The sequence below is a fragment of the Mesorhizobium sp. BR1-1-16 genome, from assembly GCF_020165495.1.
Taxonomy (GTDB): domain Bacteria; phylum Pseudomonadota; class Alphaproteobacteria; order Rhizobiales; family Kaistiaceae; genus Kaistia.
The window spans coordinates 173,498-195,482 of record NZ_JAIUIE010000002.1; the positions used below are offsets into that span (position 1 = coordinate 173,498).

Genomic DNA, 21,985 nt, shown 5'->3' on the forward strand with positions numbered 1-21,985 from the left:
GATGTTCACCGATGCCCTCGCGATGATCGAGACGGCGGCGCGCTTCGTTCCGCCGGATGATCTGAGGCGCGATCCACCTGTTCCTTTCGAGGTTCTGGGCGATCATCTGGCCCCGCAGTCCCGTGGCGCGCGCCTTTCCGTCTCGAAGCTCGCCAAGCGCTTTGGCGAGACGCCGGTGCTGGACGGCATCGATCTCAATATCGCACCGGGATCATTCGTCGCCATCGTCGGCAAGAGCGGCTGCGGCAAGAGCACGCTGCTGCGGCTGATCCTCGGACTGGAAACGCCGACCTCCGGCCGCATCGATCTGCCAGCGGGCGCGGCGGCACGGTTCGTGTTCCAGGAACCACGCCTGCTGCCCTGGGCGAAAGTCGTCGACAATGTCTCGGTCGGGCTCGGCAGGACCGGCTCGAGGGCGGCGCGGCGGGCAGAGGCGGCAAGGGCGCTTGCCGATGTTGGCCTCGATGGGCGTGGCGATGCCTGGCCCTCGGTGCTCTCAGGCGGACAGAAGCAGCGCGTCGCACTGGCGCGTGCCCTCGTCAGCCGGCCGCGCCTGCTCGCGCTCGATGAACCCCTCGGGGCGCTCGATGCGCTGACCCGCATTTCGATGCAGGGCCTTGTCGAGCGGGTCTGGCGCGATCAGCGCTTCACCGCTCTCCTGGTGACTCATGACGTCTCGGAGGCGATTGCGCTCGCCGATCGTGTCATCCTCGTCGATGGCGGTCGCATCGCGCTCGATATCGACGTCGATCTGCCGCGGCCGCGCCGGCGCGGCACGCCGGCTTTCGCGGCGCTCGAGAAGCGTGTGCTCGATGCGCTGTTCGGCGGCTTCGAGGGCGGCGACGCCATCTGACAGCCAGCGGGCGCACCTGAGACAGCACGCCGCGTGCAAGTTTTCGCCTGATCGTCTATGGCTCCTGCACGGGCTGCAGGATCAAAATGATGATGGCGGACGACAATCGTGGACGGCTGAGGCTCTTCCTCGACACGGCTGAGAAGTCGGCGTGGCGCGAATGGCTGCCGACCGGCATTTTCTACGGCGTAACCACCAATCCCTCGCTCCTCGCCGCCGCCAGTATTCCCTGTAACCTCGCGGTGTTCCCGGCGCTTGTCGACGCGGCCTTCAGCCTTGGCGCGAACGAGATGCAGATCCAGACATTCGGCCGCACGGCCGACGCTCTGGAGCGCAATGGCCGCGCCATTGCGGCCCTCGATCCGCGCATCGTCGTGAAGGTGCCGGTCACCTTCGATGGCGCCGTCGCGGCGATGCGGCTGAAGGCAGACGGCATCCGGGTCACCGTCACAGCCGTCTATGCAGCACATCAGGCGCTGACCGCCACCGCGCTCGGCGCGGATTATGTCGCTCCCTATTTCGGCCGGATGAACGATGCAGACCGTGACGGCGAGGGCGAGATCGTCGCCATGCGCGACTTGGTGGCGAAGTCCGGCAGCGCGACGCGCATTCTCGTCGCCAGCCTCCGCTCGGCCGATGATCTGGCACGCCTCGCCGCGCGCGGTCTCGACACGTTCACCATCAGTCCCAAGGTGGCGGGCCTGCTGTTCGCGGACCCGCTGACGCAAGCAGCAGCGGAAGCATTCGAGGCGGCTGCCGAAGCCGACTGAGCCCCCCCGGCCGCGGCTATCCCTTGATCGGGATCAAGGCCCGGTGCACCCTTGCCCTGCATAAGAGCCGTCGGCCGACAGAGGCCGGCCGGCTTCGGCCGACGTGACAGGAGGCGAGCATGGCAGAAAACGGTCCGCTGAATGCCGAGGAGCTCGACCTGCTCCACCGCTATTGGAAGGCGGCTAACTTTCTCTCCGTCGGCCAGATCTACCTGCTCGACAATCCGCTGCTGCGCGAGCCCCTGACCAACGCGCATATCAAGCCGCGACTGCTTGGCCATTGGGGCACGACGCCCGGCCTCAATTTCATCTATGCCCATCTGAACCGCGTCATTCGCGCCCGCGACCTCGACATGATCTATGTCTGCGGCCCCGGGCACGGCGGGCCGGGCATGGTCGCCAACACCTATCTCGAGGGTTCCTACAGCGAGATCTATCCCGATATCAGTCGCGATCTTGGCGGCCTTCGGAAGCTGGTGCGCCAGTTCTCGTTCCCCGGCGGCATTCCCAGCCACGCGTCTGCCGATACGCCCGGCTCGATCCATGAAGGCGGCGAACTCGGCTATGCGCTGGTGCATGCCTTCGGCGCGGCGTTCGACAATCCCGATCTCATCGTCGCCTGCGTCGTCGGCGACGGCGAGGCGGAGACGGGGCCGCTCGCCGCGTCCTGGCACTCGAACAAGTTTCTCAATCCGAAGCGCGACGGCGCGGTGCTGCCGATCCTGCATCTGAACGGCTACAAGATCGCCAATCCGACGGTGCTCGGGCGGATGAGCGACGAGGACCTTACCCATCTTTTCACCGGCTTCGGCTACGAGCCCTTCTTCGTCGAAGGCCACGAGCCGGAACGCATGCACCAGGCCATGGCCGGCACGCTCGACACGATCATCGCACGCATCGGCGCGATCCGGGCGGCGGCCCGGTCGGGCGGCGGGCCGGCGCTGATGCCCCGCTGGCCGATGATCATCCTGCGCTCGCCGAAGGGCTGGACCGGTCCCAAGGAGGTCGACGGCAAGAAGGTTGAGGGTTTCTGGCGCGCCCATCAGGTTCCGATCGCCAATGTCCGCAACAATGCCGGTCATCTCGCGCTGCTCGATGCGTGGATGCGCTCCTATGAGCCGGATGATCTCTTCGACGCGCAGGGTCGGCTCATGCCCGAGCTTCAGGCATTGGTGCCGGTCGGCGCACGCCGCATGGGCGCCAACCCGCATGCCAATGGCGGCTTGCTGAAGCGCGAACTGAAGCTGCCGGATTTCCATAGATACGCGGTTGCCGTTCCAGCGCCTGGCGCCGTGAGCGCCGAAGCGACCCGCGTCATGGGCAATTTCCTGAGCGAGGTCTTCGCGCTCAATGCGGAGACGCAGAATTTCCGTCTCATGGGCCCCGATGAGACGGCTTCCAACCGTCTCGATGGCGTCTTCGCCACCACCGATCGCGTGTGGATGGAGGAAATCGAGAGCTATGACGATCACTTGGCCGAGGATGGCCGCGTCATGGAGGTGCTATCGGAGCATCTCTGCCAGGGCTGGCTGGAGGGTTATCTGCTCACCGGCCGGCACGGCTTCTTCTCCTGCTACGAGGCCTTCATCCACATCGTCGATTCGATGTTCAACCAGCATGCGAAATGGCTGAAGGTGTCGCGCGGCCTGCCGTGGCGGCGACCGATCGCCTCGCTCAACTACCTGCTGACTTCGCATGTCTGGCGGCAGGATCACAACGGCTTCAGCCATCAGGACCCAGGCTTCGTCGATCTCGTCGCCAACAAGAAGGCCGACATCGTCCGCATCTATTTCCCGCCCGATGCCAACACGCTGCTCTGGACGACCGACCATTGCCTCCGAACGTATGACCGCATCAACGTCATCGTCGCCGGCAAGCAGCCCGCGCCGCAATGGCTGACGATGGAAGAGGCTGTGCCGCATTGCGAGGCCGGTATCGGCATCTGGACCTTTGCCGGCACGGAGCGCGGCGGCGAGGAGCCCGATGTGGTGATGGCCTGCGCCGGCGATGTGCCAACGCTGGAGACGCTGGCAGCGGTCGACCTGCTGCGGACGGCGCTGCCCGAATTGCGGATCCGCGTCGTCAATGTCGTCGACCTGATGACGCTGCAGTCCAACGAGCAGCATCCGCATGGCATCACCGACCGGCAGTTCGACACGATCTTCACCAAGGACAAGCCGGTGATCTTCGCCTATCACGGCTATCCGCAGCTCATCCACCGCCTGACCTATCGCCGTGCCAATCATGCCCGCCTGCATGTGCGCGGCTTCATCGAGGAGGGCACGACGACGACGCCCTTCGACATGACGGTGATGAACGAACTCGACCGCTTTCATCTCTCCATATCGGCGATTGAGCGTGTTCCGGGCCTCGCGGTCGGCGCGGCCCCGGTCATCCAGCGCTTCCGCGACAAGCTGATCGAACATGGCCGCTATGTTCGGGAGCATGGCGAGGACATGCCCGAAATCGCCAACTGGAGCTGGCCGTCACGCTGAAGGCCGGGCGAGCGCGCGATGGATCGGACGGCATTTTCCGAGATCGATTAAAGAAAAATCTATGCAAGTTTGTGTCCCGTTGTCGCCGGCGGCGCATCGACCGTGATAGTCGTGCCGCCGGACGAGGGATCAGAAAGCCGGCGAAGTCCGGCTATGGGAGAAGCGGGATGTCGGAGGTGAGTTTCTCGGCGTTTGGCGCTCTCGGCAGTAATGCCGGCCGGTCCTCGAGCACTGTCACCGTCGGTCATGCGACGCGCACCGATTGGCGCCCGGCTCCGATCAATCCGTCCTGGATCATCGCCGGCGATCCGGTCGCCCACTATATTCCGATCGGCGTCGGCGAGGACGGCTATTCCTCGCTCTCGCTCTGGCGCTGCACCGAGGGCAGCTTCCGCTGGACATTCGGCTGGGAGGAGTCTGTCTATATCACCGGTGGCGTGGTGGAGATCGTCGCGGCGGATGGCCAAACCGATGTCCTCGAGGCAGGGTCGGTAGCGCTGTTCCAGGCCGGCAGCACATCGGTCTGGACCGTGCGGCAGCCGGTGCAGAAGATGGCGGTCTGTCGCCGCGCGCTGAACCCGCGGCTCGCCAAGATCGTCCGCTTCATACGCCGGCCCTGGAGCCTGCCAGCCCTTGTCATCGCATTAGCCGAATGGCTGCCGACGCTTGAGCCGGTGCTCGTCTAGACTGTGGATCGAAGCGCGGACGCTGCGGATCGACCTCACATCAGACGCCTTCCCGCAACTGGCACGCTTGATCAGGCAGGGGCAAAGCGGCTAGAAGAGAATCTGCCTTGATCGTCATGCATGATCGAGGCGCCCAGGGAGTTTCGGACTCGCTCCGACGCCTTGGCATGCGGGTGTATCTCAATGGTAGAGAAGCAGCTTCCCAAGCTGATGACGAGGGTTCGATTCCCTTCACCCGCTCCAATTTCTCAAGCAATGCGTCCTGATTGACGTTGCTGGCCGCGCTTTGCGCGGCGGGCGTCACGGCTCGTCAAGTCGATCCGACCATCAGCGGTTTCTTGTCGTTGCCTTTCTTCATCAGAACGTCGGTGTCGGGACCGAACATCGCGTAGATCGGCAGCAGGCTGGCGCCGAGCGCCGATCCCCTGGCGCCGATTGAGCCGACAACGATCGTCGGCGCGATCAAGCCTGGCGGCAGCATTTCGGCGAAGGACGCCCGGACGCGCGTGACGGTCTCCACGAGAACGGAGGCCGGCAGCAACCCGTCGATGACCACCGCCTCGAGGTCGACCAGCGCGATGCTGCCGATGATCGCCTGTGCCAGCGCGTCGGCGCAGTCCTGCTGCCATTCCGAGACGAGCGCACGGGCGCCCGCAGGCATCGGCTCGAGATCGCGCACCCGCGTGATCTTGAAGCCGTTGAACCTCAAATGGGCGACCAGGGTGTAAACCGACGCCCGATGCAGCAGCACCTCGAACTTGCCGGCCGGCCTCGGCACCGAGGCGAGAGAGGAAAAAGTGACCGGAAACGGGCCGAGCGCCGCCGTATTGCCGTTCGGACCGGTCTGCAAGGTCCCGTTCAGCACCAGCCCGCCGCCGACAAAGGTGCTCAGCGAGATGTGCAGGAAGTCGGAATACTGCTTGCCGACGCCATAGACGAGCTCGGCCACAGCCGCGGCCGAGGCGTCGTTCTCGATCATGACCTGGAGGCCGTCCGTGCCAGCGAAATGCGAGCGGAGATCGATAGCGCGCCATGCCGCCTGGACATGTCCGGGAAAGCCGAGTTCCTCGTCCCAGCCGCCGATGAAATAAGGGGCCGAGATCCCCATCCCGACGAGGCGCGTCGCAGCTTCCGGACCGAGTTGGCCGCGAAAGCGGGCGATCGCGGCGCTTCCGATCCGCTTGATGGTCTCGGGATCGGGATGGTCGTAATCGTGCGTCTCGAAGGCCGAGGTCTGGCCGGCGAAATCGATCAGGATCGCGTCCATGGCGCGTCGCCCGATATGAAGGCCGATCGAATAGGCGCCTCGCGGATCGAGGCCGTACATGGCCGAGGGCTGACCCTTGCCGCCGAACCGCTTGCCGTTCTCGATGACGTAGCCACCGGCGACAAGCGCGTCGATGATGGCGGCGACAGCCGGTGGCGTCAGGTGGGCGAACCGCGCCACCTCGGCTTTTGAAGCCTGGCCGGACCGGCGAATGGCGTCGAGCACCACCCGCTCATTGTAGTGCCGCAAATGTACCGAATTGCTACCTTTGCCGGCCATCGGCGCTCCATGCAGACGTGATTTGTACAAGCATATTGCTTTAGTACCCTAAATGCCGACGCTTGCCAGCCTGGACGATCAAGAGACGAGCGCCGCTGCGGGTCTGCCGGATGCGCAGCATCGCGCCGAGTTTCCCCCAAAACAACGCCGACAGCCATCTTGACGGCCCGAACCATTGTTTATAGTAATTTGCTTTAAGTAATGACGGAAGCGCTTTTCGGTGGGAGAAGAGCCGCTTGTTCGAAGGAGGGAACCGCCGGATGGGCCACCATTCGTGCTGGTGCCCGGACCAACGAATGGAGCGGTTTCGCCGGTCGCTTCGAACGCGGTGAGGAACGATGCACGTGCTGCTGCTCCATCTCCCCCTGAGCATTGTTGCGCTTCGACGGGGACGCACCGGCCATGCTTGAGCGCACGGCTTCGACAGGTGGGGCGGCGACAGGGTCCGACGGCACAATCGTGGCGGCGCTCGACGGCGCGACCAAGGTCTTTGGTGGCACCGTCGCGATTGCCGATGTGTCGATCGCGCTCAGAGCCGGCGAGGTGCTGGCGCTTCTCGGCGAGAACGGCGCGGGCAAAAGCACCTGCGTCAAGCTGCTCGCCGGTGTCTACCGGCCCGACGCCGGCCATGTGCTGATCGGTGGCGATCCGGTCACCTTTCATTCGCCGCTTCAGGCGCAGCGCGCCGGCATCGCCGTGATGCATCAGCATCCGGGCCTGTTTCCGGATCTCAGCATCGGCGAGAACCTTTTCATCGGTCAGACGGGTGCAGGCGCATCGTGGCTGATCGATCGCGGCCACATCCGCACCGAGGCGCGGCGGCTGCTCGGCCTGGTCGGCCTTGACGCCGACATCGATGCGCCGCTATCGCGCCTTCGGACCTCCGAGCAGCAACTGGTCGAGATCGCCCGTGCCCTGTCGCTCGACGCCCGGGTGCTGATCATGGACGAGCCGACGGCGGCGCTGTCGCAGCGCGAGGTCGAGCGACTGTTCTCTGTGGTCAATGATCTCCGCGGTCATGGCGTCGCCATGATGTTCGTCGGCCATCGCATGGATGAGATCTATCGCGTCGCCGACCGGATCGCTGTGCTGCGGGACGGCCGCCTCGTCGGCACAGAGCGCGCCGCCGACCTGACGCGCGAGCATGCGGTCCGCCTGATGGTCGGCCGTTCTCTCGATGGCCTCTATCCGCATCACGCAACGCCCGCCGGCGATGTCGTTCTCCGCGCCGACGGCCTGTCGCGCGCCGGTGTGTTTCACGACGTGTCGTTCGAATTGCGCGCCGGCGAGATCCTCGGCTTCGGCGGCCTTGTCGGGTCGGGCCGCACCGAGATCGCCCGCGTGCTGTTCGGCATCGACCAGCCGGATGCCGGCACGATCAGCCTCGACGGCGCGCCGGTCCATCTCGCCTCGGCGCGCGACGCCATGGATCGCGGCATCGCCTATGTCTCGGAAGACCGCATCGGGCAAAGCCTGGTGATGGACTTCTCGATCCTGACCAATGCCTCATTGACCGTGCTGGACGAGACGACGCGCGCCGGCCTTGTGTCGCGCGCCAAGGAACTCGCCCTCGCGACGCCCTTCCTGGACAGGCTTCGGTTGCGGTTCCGCTCTTATGATCAGCCGGTCAGCACGCTCTCGGGCGGTAACCAGCAGAAGGTCGTGCTGTCCAAATGGCTGGCGACCCGGCCACGCGTTCTGATCCTCGACGAGCCGACGCAAGGCATCGACGTGCAGGCCAAGGCCGATGTCCATGCCATGATCGCCGATCTCGCGGCACAGGGTCTCGCGATCATCTTGATCTCGTCGGAGCTGCCGGAACTGCTCGGCATGTGCGATCGCATGATCGTGCTCCGCGAAGGCGAGATCAGCGCGACATTCGAACGCGACAGCGCCACGCAGGAAAAGGTCATCAGCGCGGCGACCGACGCAGACAAGGTCGAGGGGGACGGGACGCGCCCCTCTCTTGACGGCGAGCCGCTGTCCCTCGCATCCGAAGCGCCCGGCCCATCCTGGCGCCGTCTGTTCGCCCGACGCGAATTCGGCCTCGTCGCGGCCATCGCCGCCGTCGTCATTCCGATCTCGATCCTCAATCCGCGCATGCTGAGCGGCGCCAACCTCTCGGCGCTGGCCATGGACGCCGGCCTTCTGATGACAGTCGCGGTCGGCCAGATGCTGGTCCTCATCACGCGCAACATTGATCTCTCTGTCGCCGCAGTGATCGGCCTCGCCGCCTATGGCGCCGCGTCGACGCTGCATGTGCATCCCGAAATCGGCATCGTCGGCGGGGTTCTGCTCGCTTGCGGCATCGGCCTTGCCGCGGGGCTGGTCAATGGTTTCGTGGTCACCTGGGGCAGGGTGCCGGCCATCGTCGTCACGCTCGGAACGATGACGATCTTCCGTGGCCTCAACAGTCTCTGGGCCGGCGGCAAGCAAGTCAGCGCCGATCAGGTGCCGCAAGCCTGGCTCGACATGACCAGCGCCAATCTGTTCGGCATTCCCGCCGTGCTGCTGATCGCACTGGCGACGCTTGGCGTCATCGCCTTCGCGCTGCGCTCGACTGTCATCGGCCGCGAACTCTATGCCATCGGCTCCAACCCGGCCGGCGCAGCCCTGATCGGCATTCCCGCCCGCGCCCGCATTCTGCTCGCCTTCGCCATCGGCGGGCTTCTCGCTGGCTTCGATGGCGCGCTCTGGGCGTCGCGCTATGCGACCGTCGATGCACGCGTCGCCTACGGTTTCGAGTTGACCGTGATCGCCGCGGTCGTCGTCGGCGGTGTGGCGGTGCGCGGCGGCTCGGGCACGGTGCTCGGCGTCGCGCTCGGCGCCCTGACGCTGCTCGTCATCAACAATGGCCTGACGCTCGTGCGCGTCGATCCGCTCTGGCTGCAGGGCGTCTACGGCCTCGTCATCCTCGCCGCCATCGGCATCGACGCCTATGTCGCGCGCCGGGGTGCGGCCGGCCGCAAGGGAGCACGCGCATGACCGAGCGTTCCGATCCGGTGCCGGATTTCGTCGCGCGCTTTGCCAACTGGGACAATTTCCTCGCCGCGCTGACCATTGCGGTCATCGCCTATGCGCTTGTCTTCGTGCCGAATTTCGCCTCGGTGTTCAATATCTCCCAAGCGATCGCCGGCGTTTCCGAGCGGGCGCTGATCGTGCTGCCGATGGTGCTCTTGATCATCGCGCGCGAGATCGATCTCTCGGTCGCCAGCATCCTGGCGCTCACCAGCGTGGTCTTCGGCTTGATGATCCAGGCGGGCGCGCCGCTCCTTGTCGCCATTCCGTTGACGCTCGTCGCGGGCGCCGCGTGCGGGGCCTTCAATGGTATCCTTGTGACCGCGCTCGGCTTGCCCTCGCTGGTCGTCACGCTCGGCACGATGGCCCTCTTCCGAGGCATCGGCTACATCCTGCTCGGCTCGGACTCGGTCAACAGCTTTCCCGACAGCTTCCTCGACTTCGGCATCAACATGGTTGGCTCAACCCCGATCCCATGGACGATCGTGCCGTTTCTCGTGCTGGCGCCGCTGTTTGCCATCGTGCAGCAGAAAATGCCGCTCGGCCGGCGCATCTATGCCATCGGCGGCAATCCAGACGCCGCCCGCTATTCCGGTATCCGACTGGCGCGGACGGTATTCGGCCTCTTCGTCACCTCGGGCGTGGTCTGCGCCATTGCCGGCATGGTCTATGCCGCCCGGCTCGCCAATGCCCGCGCCAACAATGCGCTCGGCATCGAGCTCGACGTCATCACCATCGCCTTGCTCGGCGGCATCAGCGTCTTCGGTGGCAAGGGCAGCCTCACCGGCGTGCTGTGGGCGCTGCTCTTGGTTGCCACGATCCGCAATGTGCTCGGCCTGATGCAGATCGGTGGCGACGCACAGGGCACCGTCATCGGCTTGCTGCTCATCCTGTCGCTTCTGGCCAGCAATGCGGCCGAGCGTCTGTTCGGCCGGGTTCGGTTCCGGCTCGCTTCACGAAAGGTCGGCGAGTAGCTGCCGGAGCCTCGCCCGCTTGAAAATGCATCCGGATTGGAAGTCTTGAGGAGGACACCCATGACATCGCATCTGCTGAAATCCCTGCTGCTCGCCAGCAGCCTGATCGCCGTCGCGTCGGTGGCTTCGGTCGCCCATGCCGAGGAATGCGCGACCGGTCCTGTGACGGTCGGCTTCCTGCCCAAGCTCGATACCGATCCCTATTTCCAGGTCGCCCAGACCGGCGCCGAGGAAGCTGCCGGCGAGATCGGCGGCAAGGCCATCAAGCAGGCGCCGTCGCAGGCGACCGCTGAGGCGCAGATCGAGTTCATCAACAATCTCGTCTCGCAGAAGGTCGGCGTCATCGCGATCTCGGCCAACGATGCCAATGCCGTTGCCCCGGCGCTGAAGCGCGCCATGCAGCAGGGCGTCAAGATCGTCTCCTACGATTCCGACGTGGCGCCCGCCGCCCGCACCGTCTTCCTGAACCAGGCTGCCGGCGACAGCCTGGCCGAGATGATGCTGGAATCGATGGGCAAGCTCATCGACTATGACGGTGAATTCGCCATTCTGTCCTCGACGCCGACCGCGACGAACCAGAACGCGTGGATCGACTTCATGAAGGCGAAGATGGCGTCCGAGCCGAAATACGCCAAGATGAAGCTCGTCCAGGTCGCCTATGGCCAGGAGAGCGAGCAGGTCAACCAGCAGCAGGCGCTGGGTCTCGCGCAGGCCTTCCCGAATCTCAAGGGCATCATCATCCCGGCCGGCATTGGATTGCCCGCCGCCGCCCGCGCCATGGAGCAGGCCGGCCTGCTCGGCAAGATCAAGCTGACTGGTCTCGCCCCGGCGACGCTGATCAAGAAATATATCCAGGATGGCTCGGTCCAGGACATCTGGTGGAACGTCAAGGATCTCGGCTACCTGACCTACTATGCGGCGCAGGCCGTGGCGCAGTGCAAACTGACGGGCAAGGAAGGCGAGACCTTCAAGGCCGGCCGGCTCGGCGATTACAAGGTCGGCAAGGGCGGCGAAGTCCTGCTCGGACCGGCCGACATCGTGACGCCGGCCAATGTCGAAGAGTTCAAGTTCTGATCGGCTGAGAGGCTGACCCCTGGCGGCGCCGCTTCCTGCGGCGCCGTCGTCGGATGCTGACGAACCCGCCAAGGATCATCTCATGAAACCCGTGCTGCTGGCCGGCGAGACCTTTCACATCACCTCCTTAGCCGCCAAGGGCTACGAGGTCGGCGCATCCTCGCGCTACAGCAACGGTGCCGAGCGCTATCTTGCGGCGATGGACCGGGCCGGCATCCTGGTGACGCAGATCGGTGGCGAGCGCTGCGAGGCCGAGTTTCCGACCAGCCTCGCCGCGCTTTCGGCTTATTCCGTGGTGGTGCTCTCCGATGTCGGCGCGCTGTCGCTGCTCTATACGCCCGAGACACGGGCCGGCCGCCGCTCCGTCAACCGGCTCGAGTTGCTCCGCCAATGGGTCGAGGCGGGCGGATCGCTGATGATGGCCGGCGGCTATACGAGCTTCCAGGGCATGGACGGCATGGCGCTGTTCCATGGCACGCCGGTGGAGGCCTGCCTGCCTGTCGAATGCCTTCCCGGCCCGGATGGGCTCGAAATGCCCGAAGGCTTCGATCCCGTCCTGGCGTCGCCCGATCATCCGGTGCTGGACGGTATCACCGGTCCGATCCCCTATGTTCTCGGCCTCAATCGCGTCGTCCCGCATGAGCCATCGATCGCTGAGACGCTGATCCATGGCAGCCATCACGGCGCCACGCTGCCGCTGCTCTCGGTGCGGACCTATGGCGCCGGCCGGACGCTGGCTTGGATGACCGATATCGGGCCGCATTGGCTGTCGCGTGAATTTCTCGACTGGCTGGGTTATGACCGCCTGATAACCAACATGGTCCGGTGGCTGGCGCGCGAGATCTGATCGCGCCCGATCAAGGACCTGCAAGAGCGGCGACCGGCGAGGCCTCATGACGCAATCCGTGACGATCGACGAACTGGTGGAACGGCTGATGACCGGCCCGCACCGCGCGCGGCAGGTCGTGGCTTTGGCCGGCCCGCCCGGCGCGGGCAAGACGACCACCGCCGCGAGGCTCGAGGATCGCATCAATGGGATCGCGCCGGGCCTCGCCGCCACGCTGCCCATGGACGGCTACCATTATGACGACCTCGTCCTGGTTCCGCGCGGCCTGCGCCCGCGCAAGGGCGCACCCGAGACATTCGACGTCGCAGGCTTTGCCCATATGCTCCTTCGTCTCCGGTCCGACGACGAGGACGAAATCGCCGTTCCCGTCTTCGATCGCGACATCGAGATCGCCCGGGCCGGAGCGCGGATCGTCCCGAAGAGCGCCAGGATCATCATCACCGAGGGCAATTACCTGCTGCTCGACAGAGAGCCGTGGCGAAGCCTCTCCTTCGACGCCACGGTCATGATCGCTCCCGATCGCGACATTCTGCGCCAACGCCTCGTCGACCGCTGGACCCACTACAAGCTGACGCCCGAGGAGATGGTCGCCAAGATCGACGGCAACGACATGCCGAATGTCGATCTGGTGCTGTCACAGAGCCGGCCCGCGGACTATACGATCCGGACCTGACGAACAGGCGCGGGCTTCCGCTGGACAGGCGTCGTTCAGGCGGCGCTGGCGATCGATGCCGCCTGATCGCCTTCGGCGAAGGCCAGCGCGGCCTCGACATGGATCGCGGTTGAATCGAAGACCGGGCAGCCGAGGCTCTGTTCATCGATCAGCAGGCAGAGTTCTGTGCAGCCAAGGATGACGCAGTCAGCGCCGGCGGCGACGCCTTCGGCGACAATCCGGCGCATTTCCTCCCGCGATGTGTCGCTGACGATGCCCAGGCAGAGCTCGGAAAAGATGATGTCGTGGACACGGCCGCGCGCCGCCGATGTCGCAGGCGTCAAGACCTCGATCCCGGTCGTCGCCCGCATCCGCTCGGCATAGAAGCCGTGTTCGGCGGTGTAGCGCGTCGAGAGAAGGAGAGGGCGCTCAAAGCCGGCGGCACGCACCGCGGCGCCGGTCGCTGCGATGATATCTATCAGCGGCACGGCCACCGCCCCAGACACGGCTGGCGCGACGAGATGCATCGTGTTGCTGCAGATCAGCACGCAACCGGCGCCGCCGGCCTCGAGGCCCGCCGCTTCCTTTGCCAGCACGGCCCCGGCCTCGTCCCAGCGATCGGCCTTCTGCAGGGCCACGATGCTCTCGAAGTCGAGCGAGCGCATCAGGATGTCGGCCGAGTGCTGCCCACCATGACGCGTCCGCACGCCCTCGTTGAGCAGCCGGTAATAGATGAGCGAGCTTTCCCAGCTCAGGCCGCCGATAAGGCCGATAACCGTCATGTCAAATCTCCCTGTCCACGGCTACACTAGAGCGCCGCGCGCGCAACTGGCGCCTGTTTTGACGAACAGACGAATCCAATCACGCACGCCACAAGCGCCCATCGACGCGTTGACGCATTCTCATTGCGCTATGACCGTGCTGCGTATCTGAATTCCGTGGGAGATGATGATGCTCGATGATCGCGATCGCAAGCTGCTGTCCCTGCTGCAGCAGGATGCCGAAACGCCCGTCGCCAAACTGGCCGACTCGGTCAACCTCTCCGCCTCGGCCTGCTCGCGTCGGATCATGCGCCTCCGCGATGAGGGGTATATCGTCCGTACCACCGCCAAGGTCGATCGGCGCCGCATGGGGCTCCCAACGACGATGTTCGTGCTCCTGCGCACCAGCGAGCACACAGCAGACTGGCTGGAAAGGCTCCGCGCGGTCGCCGCCGACATTCCCGAAATCGTCGAGGTTCACCGGCTCACCGGCAATTTCGACTACATATTGAAGATCGTGCTGCCGAACGTCGAATATTACGACGTCATCTACAAGCAGCTCGTCCACCGCATCCGCCTGCACGACGTCTCGGCCTATATTTCGATGGAGACGCTGAAGAGCGACACGGCGCTGCCGACCCACCACGCCTGAAGGGCGAGGCCAGCCTGCAAACCGGGTGCAAGAAGGAAAATTGACGGAGGCGGGCGGGATAAGGGCTCGACTGCCTATGCGTTGGCCAGGGCAAGAAACCGGAAAAATCACCCTGTTCCCCCTGCCGCCACGTCCGGTTGACGCGCCTCCGTCTGGAGGAGGAACGGTCAAGCCCGGCAGCGGTTCCAACCGTCCGTTGGCGCGTCGAGGATCGATGGCCGACGAAAACCTCGGCTGACTACGTCACCATGAAGCCGCCGTCGACCGGCATGGCCACGCCGTTCATCATCGAGGCGCGGTCGGTCAGAAGGAAGAGTATGACCTCGGCGACTTCGTCCGGATCGGCGAAATGGCCGACCGGGATGCGGGCGAGCATGCCGCCGGCCTTGGCCGGATCGCTCCAGGCTTTGACGGCCATCGGGGTCAGCGTCACGGTCGGGTTGACGGCGTTGACGCGGATGCCGTGGCGGCCGAGTTCGTTGGCCATCACGCGGGTCAGGGCATCGAGCCCGCCCTTCGAAGCACAATAGGCGGCGTGGTCGGGAATGCCGAAGAACGACGCCATCGAGGAGACGTTGACGATGGCGCCCGGCAGGCCTTTGGCGACCCGGTCGCGGGCATATTCCTGCGCCACGATCATCGGTGCGCGAGTGTTGACCGCATAGATCATGTCGAAGGTTTCGGCGGTGACGTCGAGGAACGGGTCGAGAGCCGTGGTGCCGGCGCAGTTGACCAGAAGATCGGCCGGCAGCGCTTCGAGCGCGGCCCGACGCGTCGCCGCGGCATCGGCGAGGTCGACCGCGACCGTGCGGCAGCCGATCTCGCCGGCGAGACTCTCGAGATCCGACGCAGAGCGCGACAGCGCAATGACGTCGGCGCCGCGCGCCGCCAACATCTTCGCCGTTGCGTAGCCAATGCCCTTGCCGGCGCCTGTCACGATGACGCTCTTGCCGTTGAATTCCATCTTCGAAATCTCCCTGGAGCTACCAGCAGGTGAAGCCGGCATCGGCTTGAACGATCGACCCGGTCATGAGGCTGGCCGCGTCCGAGGCGAGGAAATGCACGACCGACGCGATCTCGTCCGGCTGCCCGAGCCGGCCCATCGGCGTGTCCTTGAGCCACCCCTCGACCATGCCGGGTACCTCCCAGGCGAAGGTCATCAGCGGCGTCTCGATATAGGTCGGCGCGACAGCGTTGACGCGGACACCGCGCGAGGCCCATTCGGTCGCGAGTGACTTGGTCAGGTGATGCACCGCCGCCTTCGACGCATTGTAATAGGATTGCTGCTGCGGCCGGTTGACGATGAAGCCCGACATCGAGCCGATATTGACGATCGACCCGCGCCCGGCGGCCAGCATGTGGCGGCCGAAGGCGCGGTTGCACCAGAAGACGCCGTTGAGATTGACGTCGATGACGTTGAGCCAGTGCTCGTCGCTCGTATCCTCGGCGGCGACACCCGAGCGAGCGATGCCGGCATTGGCGACGAGAATGTCGATGCGGCCGTGCCGGGCGAAGATCGCGTCGGCGGCAGCGGTGACATCGGCCGGCCTGGTGACGTCGAGTTCGACGACTTCGGCCGAGAAGCCCTTTTCGTGGAGGCTGGCCTGTCCGGCGGCGGCGACGTCAGCATCCTTGTCGGCGATGATCACTCTGGCGCCGGCTTCCGCCAGCGCCTCGCTGATTGCAAGGCCGATGCCGCGGCCGCCGCCTGTGACGACGGCGACGCGGCCATCGAGCCGCAGCTTCTCGAGATACATGAACGCCTCCTCCCTGCGATCCGTGCCGTTCAGTCCGGCATCTCGATCTGGATCTTGACCTCGCCAGCAGGCGAAGTCGCGGCATATTCGAATGCCGCGACGCTCGCCGAGAAGGGGAATGTGCGCGTGATCAGCGGTGAGACGTCGATCGCGCCGGAGGCGAGCATGGCAACGCAGCGCGGATAGACATGCGCATAGCGGAACACATGCTCGACGCGGACTTCCTTGATCTGCCCGCCGGAGACATCGTAGCGGATCGGCTCAAGCGGGATGCCGATGAACACCACCTTGCCGCCGGGGCAGAGCGGCTCGAACACGGCTGCCGCGGCGCGCTCGTTGCCGGAGCACTCGAACACGATGTCGGCGCCCCAGCCGGCGGTCTCCGCCTTGGTCGCCTCGACCAGCGAGGTTCGCGACACATTGACGGGCGTGACGGCGCCGAGCTTCGCGGCGATGCCGAGCTTGGTGTCGTCGACATCGCTGACGATGACCCGGGCGCAGCCGGCGGCGAGCGCTGCCAGAACGGTGACGAGGCCGATCGGGCCGGCGCCGATGACGATGGCGATATCGCCCGGCTTCACCTGCGCCTTGGTTGCGCCGTGCACCCCAACGGCGAGCGGCTCGACCATCGCGCCAGCGGCGAAGGAGACATTGTCAGGTAGCTTGAAGGTGAAGTCGGCCGGATGAACCACCGAGGGACGGAGAACCCCATGGATCGGCGGCGTCGCCCAGAAACGAACCGCCGGATCGAGATTGTAGAGGCCGAGCCGGGTGGAGCGCGACGCCGGGTCCGGAATGCCGGGCTCCATGCAGACGCGGTCGCCGACGGCGAGTTCGGTCACGTCGGCGCCGACCTCCTCGATGATGCCGGACGCCTCATGGCCGAGAATCATCGGCTCGCGCACCACGAAGGGGCCGATGGCGCCATGCGTGTAGTAGTGCACGTCGCTGCCGCAGATGCCGACCGTCTTCAGCTTGATGCGGACATCGCGCGGACCCAGCGTTTCATCGACCGGGAAGTCGCGCAGCGACAAGCGGTTCTTTTCCTCGAGAACGAGCGCCTGCAAGGTCGTCACTCCAATTGGCGCGGCGCGGGAGCGCCCGCGAGCCGCTTCGGTTGATTCTGTCGCGCCGCGCCTGCCGCCGGGGGAGCCGGTCAGCCGCGGGCGATGATGATGGCTCCGACGATCACGGACAGCACCGTCGCCACATAAAGCGAAATGTCCTGTTCGAGAAAGCGCATCCAGAAGAGATGGATGGCGACGAAGCACACGACCGAGATGAAGACCCGGTCGAAGGCATTGGTGTGGATCGGCAGAAAACCGTGTGGTGCTGCGCGGCGGAGGGGAACGTCGTCACTCATTGCGGTCATCCCTTGACGGCGCCGAAGGTCAGGCCCGCGACGATATGCTTCTGCACCAGCGACAGGAAAATGATCGCCGGGATCAGCGTCAGCATGGCGGTCGCCGCCATCTGGCCCCAGTTCGTGCCGGTGACCGTGACGAATTCGGCGAGGCCCGTCGTGATGGTGCGGGCGTGCACGCTCGTCAGTGTCGCGGCGAAGAGATATTCGTTCCAGGCGAACACCCAGGTGAGGATCGCCGTGACGGCAAGGCCCGGCCGCGCCAGCGGCAGGATGACGTGCAGGATCACCTGCCAGGTGCTGGCGCCATCGACGAAGGCCGCCTCGTCGAGCTCCTGCGGGATGGCGTCGACGACGCCGCGCATGGTCCAGATCGCGAAGGGCAGGTTGAAGACGCAATAGAGCAGGATCAGGCCGATGCGCGTGTCGAACATCTTCCAGTCGCCGACCACGAAGACCTGCGTGTAGAGCAGGAACAGCGGCAGCAGGAAGGCCGCCGGCGGCGCCATGCGATTGGTGATCGTCCAGAAGAAGATGTTCTCCTTGCCCGAAAGCTTGTAGCGGGAAAGGGCATAGGTCGCGAACAGCGACAGCGTCGTCACCAGGAGGGCATTCGACGTCGCGATGACGATCGAATTGAACATGTAGCCCTGGAAACTCGTATTGGTCAGCGTCGCCCAGTAGTTCTCCGAGAAGAAGCTGCGGATCAGGAATGTCGGCGCGCCGAACAGCTCGACGCGGCTCTTCGCCGAGACGCAGAACATCCAGTAGATCGGGAACAGCGTGATCAGGCTCGAGAAGAGCCAGAATGTAAGGGAGAGGCCTTTGCGGTCGCGCTTCATTCGGGTTTCCTCAGATCGCGGCGGGCGACAAGACCGGCATAGAGCAGCCAGCACAGCACGATGGTGAGATAGAGGGTGATCAGCGACATCGCCGACCCGTAGCCATAATCGGTCTTCGGGAAGACGACGCGCCAGATATAGAGGCCGACATAGCGGGTCGCCGCGGCAGGTCCGCCGCCGGTGAGCATCCAGACTTCGTCGACGGTCCGCATCGCGTCCATCAGGCGGATGAAGACCGCGGAAAGGATGGCGGGCTTCAGCAGCGGCAGCGTCACATACCAGAAAGTCTGCAGCTTGTTGGCGCCGTCGATCTGCGCCTGCTCGAACGGCTCCTTCGGCATCGAGGAGAGCGCGGCGAGCAGCGTCAGCGTGACGAGCGGCGTCCAGTGCCAGACATCCATCACCACCGTGGTGAGGAACGCTTGCCCGGCATAGCGGCTGATCAGGTAGTCGTAGCCGAACCAGCGGTCGAGATAATAGGGGATCGGGCCGAGCCCGGGCACCGTCATCAGCCGCCAGGTGGCGCCGACCGCGACGGGCGCGATCATCAGCGGCAGCGTATGAATGGTGCGGAAGAAGCCCTTCAGCGGGAAATTGCGCATGAACAGCTGGGCCAGGAAATAGCCGAGCACGATCTCGCTCGCCACGGCGAAGACGCCGAATTTCAGCGTGTTCCAGAGCGACATCAGAAAGCCGGTGTCGAACACCAGGTCGCGATAGTTCTGCACGCCGCTGAAGCGCATCGTCGGATCGGCTGCGAACGAATTCCAGTCGAAGAACGAGACGACCAGCACATAGATGAACGGCAGCACGCCGAACACGGCGAGGATCAACAGGGTCGGTGCCAGGAACAGCCAACCGACGGATTGAGGGCGCATGGAGCACGGTCTCCTGAGACGGCCGGTCGGAAAAGGGCGCGAGCCGACAGGGAGACGGCCCGCGCGAGGGGTCCGGCGCGATCCCTGGGGATCACGCCGGACAGTCCGGCCTACTTGCGATAGCCGAGCTTGGTCAGTTCCTTCTCGGCCGCTGCCGCCATCTGGTCGAGGGCGTCGGAAGCGGAGAGTTCGCCGGTGATCGCCTGATAGAACATCGGCGCCGTTGCCTCGCGAACCTGAGCGTGGAACGGATAGGGCGGGGCGCCTGCGAACAGGCGGCCGTCATTCTTCATCAGCGTGTAGTAGCCGTCCGTCTTGGCATCCTGAGCCACGACCTTCGGATCGTCATAGGTCGCCTGGTGCGTGATGCGCGAGCCGGCGACCGCCCAATCAGCCTGGACCGAAGGCTGGGCGATATATTCAAGGAACAGCAGCGATGCGTCCTTGTTCTTCGAGGAGTGCGGGATGCCGAAGGCGCCGCCATCATAGTAGCCGATATAGCCCTTGCCGCTTTCGGCGGCTTCGAGCACGCCCGGCTCAAGCGGCGGCAGAGCGACGCCAACCTTGCCGACGACCTTCGACTTGGTGTCGTTGGTTGCAATCCAGGCGGCGTTCTCGCCATAGACCATGCCTTGCGCGGCGCGGCCGGCGGCGAAGGTTGCCGCGACTTCGTCCCAGGTGCTGGCGGTGGATTCCGGCGGCGCATCCGGCAGAAGGCTCAACCAGAATTCGAGTGCCTTCTTGGATTCCGGACTGTTCATCGTGCCGCCATTCGCGACGCTCGCGGCATAGTTCTTGGAAGCGTCGATACCCCAGTTATAGACGCCGAAGGTCGGCGCGATGCTTTCGAAGAATTCATACCAGGAGGCCGGATGGCCGGTATGCGCCTGGACGGTCGAGCCCCAGAGCTCGAGATTGTTTTCCTTGCCCCAGGCCGTGAAGAAGTCGGCATTGTCCTTGTACTGCTGGTGCGTCTTCGCGACGGCGAGGTCATAGCCATACTTCGCCTTGAAGGCGTCCTTGGCCTTCGCATCGTCGAACAGGTCTTTTCGGTAGAGATAGACCTTGATGAAGGCCTCCATCGGAACGCCGAAGATGTCGCCCTTGTCGCCCTTGAAGTAGTTGACGAAGGTCGTGAACATCGCCGGATCGAAATCCGGAGCCTTCAGGTTAGGCTTGTCGGCGAGCGACTGGGTGATGTCGACCAGGAAGTTGCGCGACAGATAGGAATAGACGATGTCCTGCTCGATATAGACGAAGTCATAGATGCCGGTATTGGCCTCCATGTCCTTGATCGCCTTGTCATACATCTGGTCCCAGGACGTCGCCTCGAACTCGACCTTGATGCCGGTGGCCTTCGTGAAGGCCGGCGCGAGCACATCCTTGACATAGTTGGAAGGCGGCGTGCTCTCGGAGACGCCGTGGATGGTCGTCCCTTCCAGGCCCTTGGCCGCATCCGACCAGAAATCAGCCCGCGCCGGACCGGCGCCGACCATCAGCCCGGCTACGGCCGCGCCGAGCAGCATACGCTTCAAACCTGACATTCCCTTGTCCTCCCTCGAATGTCGAGCGCGACTGGCAAAGGTTCAGCGACAACGGACGCGGCGATCAACACGCCGTCCGAAGCAAAGCCTGCCCTTGTTGTCCCTATTCCCTGAGATCAGGGAAAAACGCCCCAATAACCTTGCATTCGAGCAGCCCGACTTCCTCCAAGCCCCGGACATGTTCCGATGAGGCTGCTCGACCTGGACTCTAGGAGAGCGACTGTGTCCTTGCTACGCACATTCGAAACCGCACCAATACAATTTTGCTGCGAGACGCAGCAAAGAGAGCCAAGAAACTAGACTCGGACCTCGGCAAGGGTCTCCGGCCGTGGCGCCTGTCCGATGCGGCGCGCATCGCGCCGATAGGCCGAGGGCGACCTTCCGCAGATCTTGACGAACTGTCGGTTGAAATTGGCGATGTTGTTGAAGCCGACCTCGAAGCAGATGTCGGTGACCGGCATGTCTGAACTCGCAAGCAGATTGCAGGCGGCGTGCACGCGCATGCAATTGACGTAGCGGGCAAAGGTATGGCCGGTCTGCTTCTTGAAGAAGCGGGAAAAGGCAGTCGCCTCCATGCCGCATAGCGCCGAGAGCTGTGTCAGGCGGATCGGCTGCGCCGAATGCTCCAGGATGAAGTTGATGGCGGTTTCGATCTTCTCGGACGAGCGCACCTGCTGGCCAGGGGCCGGCGCTGCGCGTGACAGGATGCGCCGCTCGTGCGGATTGCGGGCAAGGATCGTCATCAGTTCAAGGAACAGCAGCAGCCGCTCGGCACCATGCGCGCTGCCGATCGATCGCAGCAGCCGTCGTCCGGTGTCCGCCGTCGCGCCCGAAAACTCGATGCCGCGGGCCGCGTCCTCGAAGAGATCGCCCACCGCATCGAATTCGGGACAAAGTCCCGCGACCTTGTCTGCGAATTTCTGGCTGAACTGGATCAGCATGTCGCGATTGACGACGCGCTCGCCGGGCTGGATGCGGCTGACCCAGTTGTGCGGCACGCCCGGACCCGTCAACACCAGGCTGCCGGCCTCGAATCCGCCGACATAATCGCCGATCATCATCTCGCCGGCGCTATGCTGGATGAGGTGCAATTCATATTCGGGGTGGTAGTGCCACTTGGCAAGATGGTGCGGATACTCGTGCACGTTCCACCGGAAAGACTCTTCCGGTGCGCACACGATCACCTCGAAATCAGGCACGATTCGACGCTCGAAGCCCATGATCATCTCTCCCTGGCGAGCCGCGGCCGCAGCGCTTGTCTTTGCGCCTTGTC

Annotated in this window: 20 protein-coding genes and 1 tRNA gene; 11 read left to right on the forward strand and 10 right to left on the reverse strand. The window is 64.7% G+C overall.

Annotated elements, in window-relative coordinates; all coding sequences use genetic code 11:
* The first annotated feature begins 1 nt into the window (after position 1).
* The 5 genes from LB518_RS06735 to LB518_RS06755 all read left to right on the forward strand — a co-directional run bounded on the left by LB518_RS06735 (position 2) and on the right by LB518_RS06755 (position 5,047).
* A complete protein-coding gene (locus LB518_RS06735; RefSeq protein ID WP_224574723.1) occupies positions 2 to 853 on the forward strand; it encodes an ABC transporter ATP-binding protein in 852 nt (283 codons plus the stop codon).
* 92 nt (positions 854 to 945) lie between these two features.
* The gene (locus tag LB518_RS06740) at positions 946 to 1,623 is read left to right on the forward strand and encodes a transaldolase family protein (RefSeq protein ID WP_224574726.1); all 678 of its coding nucleotides are present in this window, start codon (positions 946 to 948) and stop codon (positions 1,621 to 1,623) included.
* A 119-nt stretch (positions 1,624 to 1,742) separates the two neighbouring features.
* A complete protein-coding gene (locus LB518_RS06745) occupies positions 1,743 to 4,118 on the forward strand; it encodes a phosphoketolase family protein (protein WP_224574728.1) in 2,376 nt (791 codons plus the stop codon).
* A gap of 167 nt (positions 4,119 to 4,285) precedes the next feature.
* The gene (locus tag LB518_RS06750; protein ID WP_224574747.1) at positions 4,286 to 4,804 is read left to right on the forward strand and encodes a cupin domain-containing protein; all 519 of its coding nucleotides are present in this window, start codon (positions 4,286 to 4,288) and stop codon (positions 4,802 to 4,804) included.
* Between the two features lie 169 nt (positions 4,805 to 4,973).
* Positions 4,974 to 5,047: transfer RNA gene (locus LB518_RS06755), tRNA-Gly, on the forward strand.
* A gap of 67 nt (positions 5,048 to 5,114) precedes the next feature.
* On the opposite strand, the gene LB518_RS06760 is transcribed toward LB518_RS06755, so the two are convergent.
* Positions 5,115 to 6,350: an ROK family transcriptional regulator gene (locus LB518_RS06760; protein ID WP_224574749.1), complete on the reverse strand. Its 1,236-nt coding sequence runs from the start codon at positions 6,348 to 6,350 to the stop codon at positions 5,115 to 5,117.
* A 402-nt stretch (positions 6,351 to 6,752) separates the two neighbouring features.
* Here LB518_RS06760 and LB518_RS06765 point away from each other — a divergent pair, with 402 nt between their 5' ends.
* The 5 genes from LB518_RS06765 to LB518_RS06785 all read left to right on the forward strand — a co-directional run bounded on the left by LB518_RS06765 (position 6,753) and on the right by LB518_RS06785 (position 12,936).
* Entirely contained in the window at positions 6,753 to 9,335 is a 2,583-nt protein-coding gene (locus LB518_RS06765; protein WP_224574760.1) for an ATP-binding cassette domain-containing protein, read from the forward strand.
* Positions 9,332 to 10,342, forward strand: coding sequence for an ABC transporter permease (locus LB518_RS06770; protein WP_224574762.1), 1,011 nt, complete (start codon positions 9,332 to 9,334; stop codon positions 10,340 to 10,342). Before LB518_RS06765 ends, LB518_RS06770 begins: the two co-directional genes overlap by 4 nt.
* Positions 10,343 to 10,402: 60 nt before the next feature.
* A complete protein-coding gene (locus LB518_RS06775) occupies positions 10,403 to 11,416 on the forward strand; it encodes a rhamnose ABC transporter substrate-binding protein (RefSeq protein WP_224574763.1) in 1,014 nt (337 codons plus the stop codon).
* Between the two features lie 82 nt (positions 11,417 to 11,498).
* Positions 11,499 to 12,263, forward strand: a complete 765-nt coding sequence (locus tag LB518_RS06780; protein ID WP_224574765.1) for a glutamine amidotransferase — start codon at positions 11,499 to 11,501, stop codon at positions 12,261 to 12,263.
* 46 nt (positions 12,264 to 12,309) lie between these two features.
* A complete protein-coding gene (locus tag LB518_RS06785) occupies positions 12,310 to 12,936 on the forward strand; it encodes a nucleoside triphosphate hydrolase (protein WP_224574768.1) in 627 nt (208 codons plus the stop codon).
* Positions 12,937 to 12,971: 35 nt separating this feature from the next.
* Here LB518_RS06785 and LB518_RS06790 read toward each other — a convergent pair whose 3' ends face one another.
* Positions 12,972 to 13,697, reverse strand: a complete 726-nt coding sequence (locus LB518_RS06790) for an aspartate/glutamate racemase family protein (RefSeq protein ID WP_224574770.1) — start codon at positions 13,695 to 13,697, stop codon at positions 12,972 to 12,974.
* A gap of 169 nt (positions 13,698 to 13,866) precedes the next feature.
* On the opposite strand from LB518_RS06790, the gene LB518_RS06795 reads away from it, so the two are divergent.
* Positions 13,867 to 14,328 (forward strand): Lrp/AsnC family transcriptional regulator, encoded by a 462-nt coding sequence (locus LB518_RS06795; RefSeq protein WP_224574772.1) that lies wholly within the window; start codon positions 13,867 to 13,869, stop codon positions 14,326 to 14,328.
* 238 nt (positions 14,329 to 14,566) lie between these two features.
* On the opposite strand, the gene LB518_RS06800 is transcribed toward LB518_RS06795, so the two are convergent.
* From LB518_RS06800 to LB518_RS06835, 8 genes are all read right to left on the reverse strand, one after another.
* The gene (locus LB518_RS06800; protein WP_224574774.1) at positions 14,567 to 15,292 is read right to left on the reverse strand and encodes an SDR family oxidoreductase; all 726 of its coding nucleotides are present in this window, start codon (positions 15,290 to 15,292) and stop codon (positions 14,567 to 14,569) included.
* 19 nt (positions 15,293 to 15,311) lie between these two features.
* Positions 15,312 to 16,085 (reverse strand): SDR family NAD(P)-dependent oxidoreductase, encoded by a 774-nt coding sequence (locus LB518_RS06805; RefSeq protein ID WP_224574776.1) that lies wholly within the window; start codon positions 16,083 to 16,085, stop codon positions 15,312 to 15,314.
* A gap of 29 nt (positions 16,086 to 16,114) precedes the next feature.
* On the reverse strand, positions 16,115 to 17,152 hold the full coding sequence (locus LB518_RS06810) for an NAD(P)-dependent alcohol dehydrogenase (protein WP_224574779.1): 1,038 nt from the start codon (positions 17,150 to 17,152) through the stop codon (positions 16,115 to 16,117).
* 89 nt (positions 17,153 to 17,241) lie between these two features.
* Positions 17,242 to 17,448: a DUF2160 family membrane protein gene (locus LB518_RS06815; RefSeq protein WP_224574781.1), complete on the reverse strand. Its 207-nt coding sequence runs from the start codon at positions 17,446 to 17,448 to the stop codon at positions 17,242 to 17,244.
* Positions 17,449 to 17,453: 5 nt separating this feature from the next.
* Entirely contained in the window at positions 17,454 to 18,290 is an 837-nt protein-coding gene (locus tag LB518_RS06820) for a carbohydrate ABC transporter permease (protein ID WP_224574783.1), read from the reverse strand.
* Positions 18,287 to 19,168: a carbohydrate ABC transporter permease gene (locus tag LB518_RS06825; RefSeq protein ID WP_224574785.1), complete on the reverse strand. Its 882-nt coding sequence runs from the start codon at positions 19,166 to 19,168 to the stop codon at positions 18,287 to 18,289. Before LB518_RS06825 ends, LB518_RS06820 begins: the two co-directional genes overlap by 4 nt.
* A 110-nt stretch (positions 19,169 to 19,278) precedes the next feature.
* Complete coding sequence (locus tag LB518_RS06830) at positions 19,279 to 20,712, reverse strand: ABC transporter substrate-binding protein (RefSeq protein ID WP_224574787.1); 1,434 nt, start codon at positions 20,710 to 20,712, stop codon at positions 19,279 to 19,281.
* A gap of 296 nt (positions 20,713 to 21,008) precedes the next feature.
* Complete coding sequence (locus LB518_RS06835; protein ID WP_224574789.1) at positions 21,009 to 21,932, reverse strand: helix-turn-helix domain-containing protein; 924 nt, start codon at positions 21,930 to 21,932, stop codon at positions 21,009 to 21,011.
* Positions 21,933 to 21,985: the final 53 nt, after the last annotated feature.

Excerpts from the sequence above, each read along its gene's own strand:
- LB518_RS06735 (WP_224574723.1), top strand. The coding sequence starts at position 2 with ATGTTCACCGATGCCCTCGCGATGATCGAGACGGCGGCGCGCTTCGTT.
- LB518_RS06740 (WP_224574726.1), top strand. The coding sequence starts at position 946 with ATGGCGGACGACAATCGTGGACGGCTGAGGCTCTTCCTCGACACGGCT.
- LB518_RS06745 (WP_224574728.1), top strand. The coding sequence starts at position 1,743 with ATGGCAGAAAACGGTCCGCTGAATGCCGAGGAGCTCGACCTGCTCCAC.
- LB518_RS06750 (WP_224574747.1), top strand. The coding sequence starts at position 4,286 with ATGTCGGAGGTGAGTTTCTCGGCGTTTGGCGCTCTCGGCAGTAATGCC.
- LB518_RS06760 (WP_224574749.1), bottom strand. The coding sequence starts at position 6,350 with ATGGCCGGCAAAGGTAGCAATTCGGTACATTTGCGGCACTACAATGAG.
- LB518_RS06765 (WP_224574760.1), top strand. The coding sequence starts at position 6,753 with ATGCTTGAGCGCACGGCTTCGACAGGTGGGGCGGCGACAGGGTCCGAC.
- LB518_RS06770 (WP_224574762.1), top strand. The coding sequence starts at position 9,332 with ATGACCGAGCGTTCCGATCCGGTGCCGGATTTCGTCGCGCGCTTTGCC.
- LB518_RS06775 (WP_224574763.1), top strand. The coding sequence starts at position 10,403 with ATGACATCGCATCTGCTGAAATCCCTGCTGCTCGCCAGCAGCCTGATC.
- LB518_RS06780 (WP_224574765.1), top strand. The coding sequence starts at position 11,499 with ATGAAACCCGTGCTGCTGGCCGGCGAGACCTTTCACATCACCTCCTTA.
- LB518_RS06785 (WP_224574768.1), top strand. The coding sequence starts at position 12,310 with ATGACGCAATCCGTGACGATCGACGAACTGGTGGAACGGCTGATGACC.
- LB518_RS06790 (WP_224574770.1), bottom strand. The coding sequence starts at position 13,697 with ATGACGGTTATCGGCCTTATCGGCGGCCTGAGCTGGGAAAGCTCGCTC.
- LB518_RS06795 (WP_224574772.1), top strand. The coding sequence starts at position 13,867 with ATGCTCGATGATCGCGATCGCAAGCTGCTGTCCCTGCTGCAGCAGGAT.
- LB518_RS06800 (WP_224574774.1), bottom strand. The coding sequence starts at position 15,292 with ATGGAATTCAACGGCAAGAGCGTCATCGTGACAGGCGCCGGCAAGGGC.
- LB518_RS06805 (WP_224574776.1), bottom strand. The coding sequence starts at position 16,085 with ATGTATCTCGAGAAGCTGCGGCTCGATGGCCGCGTCGCCGTCGTCACA.
- LB518_RS06815 (WP_224574781.1), bottom strand. The coding sequence starts at position 17,448 with ATGAGTGACGACGTTCCCCTCCGCCGCGCAGCACCACACGGTTTTCTG.
- LB518_RS06820 (WP_224574783.1), bottom strand. The coding sequence starts at position 18,290 with ATGAAGCGCGACCGCAAAGGCCTCTCCCTTACATTCTGGCTCTTCTCG.
- LB518_RS06825 (WP_224574785.1), bottom strand. The coding sequence starts at position 19,168 with ATGCGCCCTCAATCCGTCGGTTGGCTGTTCCTGGCACCGACCCTGTTG.
- LB518_RS06830 (WP_224574787.1), bottom strand. The coding sequence starts at position 20,712 with ATGTCAGGTTTGAAGCGTATGCTGCTCGGCGCGGCCGTAGCCGGGCTG.
- LB518_RS06835 (WP_224574789.1), bottom strand. The coding sequence starts at position 21,932 with ATGGGCTTCGAGCGTCGAATCGTGCCTGATTTCGAGGTGATCGTGTGC.